This window comes from Erythrobacter sp. S259 (genome assembly GCF_057364965.1).
Genome location: NZ_CP200286.1, coordinates 3,366,764 through 3,373,002, shown reverse-complemented (window position 1 = coordinate 3,373,002; position 6,239 = coordinate 3,366,764). Strand labels below are relative to the sequence as shown.

The following is a 6,239-nucleotide window of genomic DNA, read 5'->3' as shown; positions in this document are numbered from 1 at the left end:
TGGCGCTATGCGGCTCCTCCATTGATCCGCTGGTAGACAAGAGCAACTCTGATTACTCAAAAGGGGCGATGCGATATCGCCCCTTTTTACTGTCATTGCCCCTTCTTGATTCCGGGCTTATACGGCCATTATGTCTGTGAGACCTTGGCGCGATATCGATAGACGGGAATGCCGTCAGATTATGGTGGGCGATGTGCCCGTGGGTGGCGGGGCTCCGATCACCGTACAAACCATGACAAACACCCCAACCGAAGATGCGGTGGCAACGCTTGATCAGATCAGGCGGTGCGAGGAGGTGGGATGCGATATCATTCGCGTCTCGTGCCCGACCGAGGAGTCGACCACAAGCTTCGCCAAGATCACCAAGGCCGCGCGCATTCCGATCGTGGCCGACATTCACTTCCACTACAAACGCGCCCTCGAAGCCGCCGATGCGGGCGCTGCGTGCCTTCGCATCAATCCGGGCAATATCGGTTCTTCGCAGCGCGTTGCCGAAGTGGTCCGCGCCGCGAAAGCCAATGGCTGCGCGATCCGGATCGGCGTAAACGCTGGATCTTTGGAAAAAGACCTGCTCGAAAAATACGGCGAGCCTTGTCCCGAAGCGCTCATCGAAAGTGCGCTGGATCATATCAAGCTCCTGCAAGATCACGATTTTCACGAATTTAAGGTTGCGGTAAAGGCTAGCGACGTGTTCCTCGCAGTGGCGGCCTATCAAGGGCTTGCCGAGGCGGTGGATTGTCCGCTGCACCTTGGCATTACCGAGGCAGGCGGGCTGATTGGCGGGACAGTCAAATCCAGCATCGGCATGGGTTCGCTCCTGTGGGCGGGCATTGGCGATACGATCCGCGTCTCGCTTTCCGCAGAGCCCGAGGAAGAGGTCAAAGTCGGCTATGAAATGCTCAAGTCATTGGGTCTGCGCACCCGCGGTGTTCGGGTGGTTTCGTGTCCCTCCTGCTCGCGTCAGGGCTTTGACGTGATCCGCACGGTTGAGACCCTCGAAAAACGCCTTGAGCATATCAAGACGCCGATGAGCCTTTCCGTGCTCGGCTGCGTGGTCAATGGCCCCGGCGAAGCGCGCGAGACCGACATTGGCCTTACCGGCGGCGGCGCGGGCAAGCACATGGTCTACCTCTCCGGCATAAAGGCGCACGCGATTGAGGATGAGGACATGCTCAGCCACATCGTGAAGCTGGTCGAAGACAAAGCTGCCGCGATTGAGGCAGGCGATGCAGTGGCGTTCGATCCGCATGCAGTTGTGGCTGCCGAATGATCAAGGCAATATTGTCAGGCATCCTCGCCGCGCTTGTGGTGATCGGCGGTGCCGCCTTTGCGAAAGGTGGCAGCGAGCACGATTACCCTGAAGCGCGCCTCTATGATGTCAGCGAAGATGCAATGGCAGACGTGGACGCTGCCCTTGCCAGAGCCGCTGAAAACAACACCCGCGTGCTCATCGCTTTCGGCGCAAACTGGTGCCACGACAGCCGCGCTTTTGCCGGCTGGACCGAAAGTGAGCGCATCGGCGGTTTGATCGAAGAGCGCTATGAACTGGTATTCGTCAATGTCGGCAAGCCGCAATCGGGCGATGGCCATAACAGCCACGTTCTGAGCCGGTTCGGCATTGAAAATCAGGAAGGCACTCCGCTTGTCCTGGTGCTTACGGCCGAGGGCAAGACCCTCAACGCGGACACCGCCCAAAGCTGGCGCAACACCGCGAGCCGCAGCGAAGATGAGATTTTCGACGAATTGCTGATGCTGGCTGACAAGGCTGCTTGAGCCCTGCTCCACGTCGTCCATCACCCTGACTACATGGCCCCTCGCCCTGAACGGGGCACGTTCAAGTTCGACAAATACTACCTTGTGATGGAGGAACTGCGCAGCTCCGGCGCTGCCATCACGCAGCACGCCCCCGAACCCTGCCCGCGGACTTGGCTAGAGGCGGTGCACGATCCCGAATATGTCGACGAGGTCTTCCGCGCAGACGTCCCCTACGCCAAAGAGCGCCGGATCGGCTTTTCGGTGACTGAGGCGATCCGCGACCGCGTGCGCCACACCAATGGCGGGACGTGGCTTGCCGCGCAGCTCGCCATGCAGCACGGATATGCCGCCAATAGCGCGGCGGGCAGCCATCATGCGCTTGCCGATACAGGCGCGGGATACTGCGTCTTCAATGACCTCGCCGTTGCATCCAACCGCTTGATTGCCGAGGGAGATGCGCGACGCATCGCCATCATCGACCTCGATGTGCACCAAGGCGACGGGACCGCCTCGCTGACCGCCGCCCGCGAAGATATTGCAACATTCTCCGTCCATGCGGAGAAGAATTTCCCGGTGCGCAAGGCTCGGTCGAACGTCGATATTGGCTTGCCCGATGCAACCACGGACGACGCCTATATCACGGTGCTTGAAGACCACATCCCCGCGTTTCTGGACGGCTTCAATCCTGATTTTGTCTTCTACCAAGCCGGCGTCGATCCTCACAAGGACGACAAACTCGGACGCCTTGCGCTCACCGATGAAGGGCTGATCCGGCGCGACCGCTTTGTCATCTCCGAAGCCCGCAAACGCGGGATCGCAATCGCGTCGGCTCTGGGCGGGGGATATGGCAGCGATCAGCGCGCAGTCGCCGCGCGCCATGCCCGGTCCATGATCGCCATGGCACATGAGAACGCGGCATTTAGAGCGCCTTAAGGCTTTCGCACTAAGCCTGCCTTCTATGATTGGACGCTATCTCGCCCTGACCGCTGGAGTCTGTGTGTTCGCAGCCCTTGTTGCTGGGGGTTCCGATGCGGGCTCCGATAATGGCGGGGACTGGGTTCCAAAAGGCGCTGCCAATCAATCCGCCGGATCATCGGCTGACAGCGATTGGTATTCCGGCACCCACACGCTTGCCCGCGAGTATGATGGGCATTTTTACGCCAACACCAATGTGAACGGTGCGTCCTTGCGCATGATGGTCGACACCGGCGCGAGCGTGATTGCGCTCACCGGATCAGATGCGCGCGCAGCTGGGCTTTACTGGGACCAAAGTGAAGTGCGCCCTGTCGCGCGCGGGGCGAGCGGTACGGTGTACGGTGTCGTGCGCCAGCTTGATGTGGTTGATGTGGGCGGTTTCTCACGCCGCAATGTGCGCGCGATGATTGTGCCCGAAGGCCTCGATATTTCGCTTCTCGGCCAATCCTATCTCGGCCAAATCAGCTCGGTAAATATCGAGGGCAATCAGATGGTTCTCTCTGGCGGTTGAGGCATCCTATCTGAGCGAAGGTGGGAAGTAGATGTCGATGTAATCGGTAAGGCCGTCGCACCATTCAAATTCCCGAAGACGATAGTACGAACGGTTTTGGGTTACTTCAAAACGCCACTTTTTTGTATCCGTACACATGCGGTCTTCATCGGGGGCTCCGAACATTTTGATCGTGCCTTCGTAAATGAAATAGTCCTCGCCGATTTCAATAATGAAGCCTTCCAGATCCAACACGCCGCCCGTGCCCGCGTTCTGCCCGCCCAGGAGGAACCAATGCCCCCTTCGCGTTACGCCAACCCAAATGGGCCCACGCTCATCCACGCTGATCCATTGCAGGCTCACCCCTTCGTTGCGCAAAAGCCGCTCGGCGCCCTTCAGATCAAGAACGCGCGTGGCATCGGCAGGAACTTCAGACGCTTCAACGGTGATTGTATCGGGAACATCGCTGCGGCTGCTGTTCACAACTCTAAGCTTGGTTAATGGGGGCAGCTCGCTGTGCGTGCTTCCGGTGTCGACAGGCGGGCTTCCGATAGGGGGACCTTCAACAGGTTGAGCCTGAGCGAATGTTTCTTGGGCGGTCGCTTCATGGGCGAGCACTCCTTGCGCCGCTCCCAAAATCCAAAAACTGGCAAAAAGCCCAAAGAGGCGTGATAGATGGCGCATAAGAAGTCTCTTTTCCGATTCGAGAGGCAACATAGCAAACCCTTGAGCCCCGAAGGATTAAACCCGCATGAGCAATCACCAAACTGATTATTTGGTCATTGGCGCAGGTGCAGTGGGCATGGCCTTTGTCGATACGCTGCTCGATGAAGACCCCGATTGTCACGTTACCATCCTCGACAAGCACGCGCGTCCTGGCGGCCACTGGAACGATGCCTATTCATTTGTGGCGCTGCACCAGCCAAGCGCAACTTACGGTGTGAACTCGATGGAAATGTGCCCCGACCGGGTGGACGAACACGGCCACAATAAGGGCATGTATCCACTGGCGAAACATGCGGACATTCTCTCCTATTACAGCAAGCTTATGACCGAGCGTTTTGTACCGAGCAGGCGGGTCAATTACCTGCCTCTTACCGAGTACAAAGGGGGCGGCGATGGTGAGCATACAGCGCGCAGCATCCTTTCGGGCGAAGAACACACGATAAAAGTGCGCCGCAAGCTGGTCGACGGGACGTGGTTCAAGACCAGCGTGCCTTCCACTCACAAGCCCGCGTTCGACATCGCTGAGGGCACGCGCTTTGCGATCCCTGGAGACTTGCCCCGCCTTTGGATGGACACCGATAAACTTCCGCAGCACTACTGCGTTATCGGCGGAGGTAAGACCGCGATGGACACCGCCGTGTGGCTGCTCGAAGCGGGCGTTCCAGCAGGCAAAATCGACTGGGTGCGCCCGCGTGACAGCTGGATGTTCAACCGCAAGCTTTTGCAGCCCGCCAAACACCACATCGAAGAATTGGTGCAGTTTCAGATTGATCTGGTCGAATGCGCCAATGGTTCTGAGACGGGTGATGAGATGTTTGCCAAATTGGGCGAACGCGGCACGATGCTTCGCATTGATGAAAGCGTCGTGCCTAAAATGTTCCACTTTGCGGTCATCTCGGAGGCTGAGGTCGCGCTTTTACAGCAAATTACAAAAGTGCACCGGGACAAACGGGTTACCGCGCTGGAGCCAGCCGCTATGATTTTTGGCGAGGAACGCGCGGATATGCCCGAAGGCACGCTGTTCATCGACTGCACCGCCAGCGCTGTTCCCTTCGAACAACGTGACAAAGGTCGGCCGTTTTTTGAAGGCGACACAATCACGCTCCAACTAGTGCAGTCACCTTTCGTGCCCTACAGCGCGGCTCTCGCGGCTTTCATTGAGGTCAATTTTGACACCGATGAAGAGAAAAACAACCTCGTCCCGCCTGCCCCGCTCACCGACACAACCGACACCTATCCTTATGCGATGATGGCCAATTTAATGAGCACTGCGATCCTGTCGGGCAACCCAAAGACCAATGCTTTCAACGCAAAAAGCCGCCTTCACCCAACAGGGCCAGCGGTCGCAGAGATGATGGCGAAGGGTGATCCAAGGCTCGCCGCGCTGTCCGAAATCGGTCCGAAGATCCAAGCCAATATGCCCGGTGTCATAAAATTGGGCATGGCGGCCAAGGCCATTCACGAACAGGGCTGATCAGCCCTATTAGGGGATTCACGCCAAGGTCATTTTGCTTTAGGTAGTATTTTAGTCATGAACCGCCGCGATCTCTTGAAGGGCTCTATTGCCACCGGCGCTGCGCTGGTCGGCTCGGCTGCGCTTCCAGTGCTTCCGGCCAAACTCGCAGCACAGCCCCTTCCGGGTCAGGTCCGCGCCGGAACACCGCGCGACCGGGCCCTTTTCGATATCGCCGCCAAGCAACTCGCCCGCGCAGGCGATGCGATCTGGCGCAAGGATATTGTCGGCATTTGCGATTACGGCGTGCACTCGGCGCGGCCACGCTTTTACCTGGTGAACATGCGGCTCGAAGAAGTGACCGCGTTCCACGTCAGCCATGGTTCGGGCTCGGACCGCAATCATGATGGTTGGCTGGAAAGCTATTCCAACCGCGAAGGTTCCCACGCATCAAGCCGCGGCGCCTATGTCACTTGGGAGTGGTATCAGGGCAAATACGGCACATCGGTGCGTCTCGGCGGCTTGGAACCCTCCAATGAGGCCGCGCTTCGCCGGTATATCGTGATGCACCGCGCGGCCTATGCAGAACCATCGCATTTGCGGCGCTGGGGCAAAATGGGCCGCTCGCAAGGATGCTTTGTCTTCGGCACAGCCGATTTTCAGCAGATTTTGCTGAACCTATCGGGAGGGCGCTTGCTCTACACCGACAGCCTGGGGCTGCAAGACAACGGCGCTATGCTCACCCGCGAACAGCAATTGGCGCAAAACGAGCCCAATATGCAAATGCTAACCCCCGACAATCCCAGCGCCATGCAAAGGCGCGTCCCGGGGGCGTTTTAG

7 protein-coding genes are annotated in these 6,239 nt (G+C 58.5%); 6 read left to right on the top strand and 1 reads right to left on the bottom strand.

The genetic code is table 11. The features are described 5' to 3' along the window. Window positions 1–127 precede the first annotated feature (127 nt). Genes ispG through AC0V60_RS15950 form a run of 4 tightly spaced genes read left to right on the top strand, consistent with a single transcriptional unit; the run spans window position 128 to window position 3,241 of the window. Window positions 128–1,270: a flavodoxin-dependent (E)-4-hydroxy-3-methylbut-2-enyl-diphosphate synthase gene (gene ispG / locus AC0V60_RS15965; protein ID WP_486179522.1), complete on the top strand. Its 1,143-nt coding sequence runs from the start codon at window positions 128–130 to the stop codon at window positions 1,268–1,270. After that, window positions 1,267–1,773, top strand: coding sequence for a thioredoxin family protein (locus AC0V60_RS15960; protein WP_486179402.1), 507 nt, complete (start codon window positions 1,267–1,269; stop codon window positions 1,771–1,773). The genes ispG and AC0V60_RS15960 overlap by 4 nt, the downstream gene beginning before the upstream one ends. Window positions 1,774–1,806: 33 nt before the next feature. Beyond that, a complete protein-coding gene (locus AC0V60_RS15955) occupies window positions 1,807–2,688 on the top strand; it encodes a histone deacetylase family protein (protein ID WP_486179401.1) in 882 nt (293 codons plus the stop codon). Window positions 2,689–2,713: 25 nt separating this feature from the next. Next, window positions 2,714–3,241 (top strand): retropepsin-like aspartic protease family protein, encoded by a 528-nt coding sequence (locus AC0V60_RS15950; protein ID WP_486179400.1) that lies wholly within the window; start codon window positions 2,714–2,716, stop codon window positions 3,239–3,241. 6 nt (window positions 3,242–3,247) lie between these two features. On the opposite strand, the gene AC0V60_RS15945 is transcribed toward AC0V60_RS15950, so the two are convergent. After that, on the bottom strand, window positions 3,248–3,904 hold the full coding sequence (locus AC0V60_RS15945; protein WP_486179399.1) for a hypothetical protein: 657 nt from the start codon (window positions 3,902–3,904) through the stop codon (window positions 3,248–3,250). Between the two features lie 67 nt (window positions 3,905–3,971). On the opposite strand from AC0V60_RS15945, the gene AC0V60_RS15940 reads away from it, so the two are divergent. Further along, window positions 3,972–5,420, top strand: a complete 1,449-nt coding sequence (locus tag AC0V60_RS15940) for an NAD(P)-binding protein (RefSeq protein WP_486179398.1) — start codon at window positions 3,972–3,974, stop codon at window positions 5,418–5,420. Between the two features lie 57 nt (window positions 5,421–5,477). Continuing rightward, window positions 5,478–6,239 carry a murein L,D-transpeptidase catalytic domain-containing protein gene (locus tag AC0V60_RS15935; RefSeq protein WP_486179397.1) on the top strand — a complete coding sequence of 254 codons (762 nt, stop codon included), beginning with the start codon at window positions 5,478–5,480 and terminating at the stop codon, window positions 6,237–6,239.

Coding starts and splice junctions, on each gene's coding strand:
- AC0V60_RS15935 (WP_486179397.1), top strand. CDS start 5,478: ATGAACCGCCGCGATCTCTTGAAGGGCTCTATTGCCACCGGCGCTGCG.
- AC0V60_RS15955 (WP_486179401.1), top strand. CDS start 1,807: ATGGCCCCTCGCCCTGAACGGGGCACGTTCAAGTTCGACAAATACTAC.
- AC0V60_RS15960 (WP_486179402.1), top strand. CDS start 1,267: ATGATCAAGGCAATATTGTCAGGCATCCTCGCCGCGCTTGTGGTGATC.
- AC0V60_RS15950 (WP_486179400.1), top strand. CDS start 2,714: ATGATTGGACGCTATCTCGCCCTGACCGCTGGAGTCTGTGTGTTCGCA.
- AC0V60_RS15945 (WP_486179399.1), bottom strand. CDS start 3,904: ATGCGCCATCTATCACGCCTCTTTGGGCTTTTTGCCAGTTTTTGGATT.
- AC0V60_RS15940 (WP_486179398.1), top strand. CDS start 3,972: ATGAGCAATCACCAAACTGATTATTTGGTCATTGGCGCAGGTGCAGTG.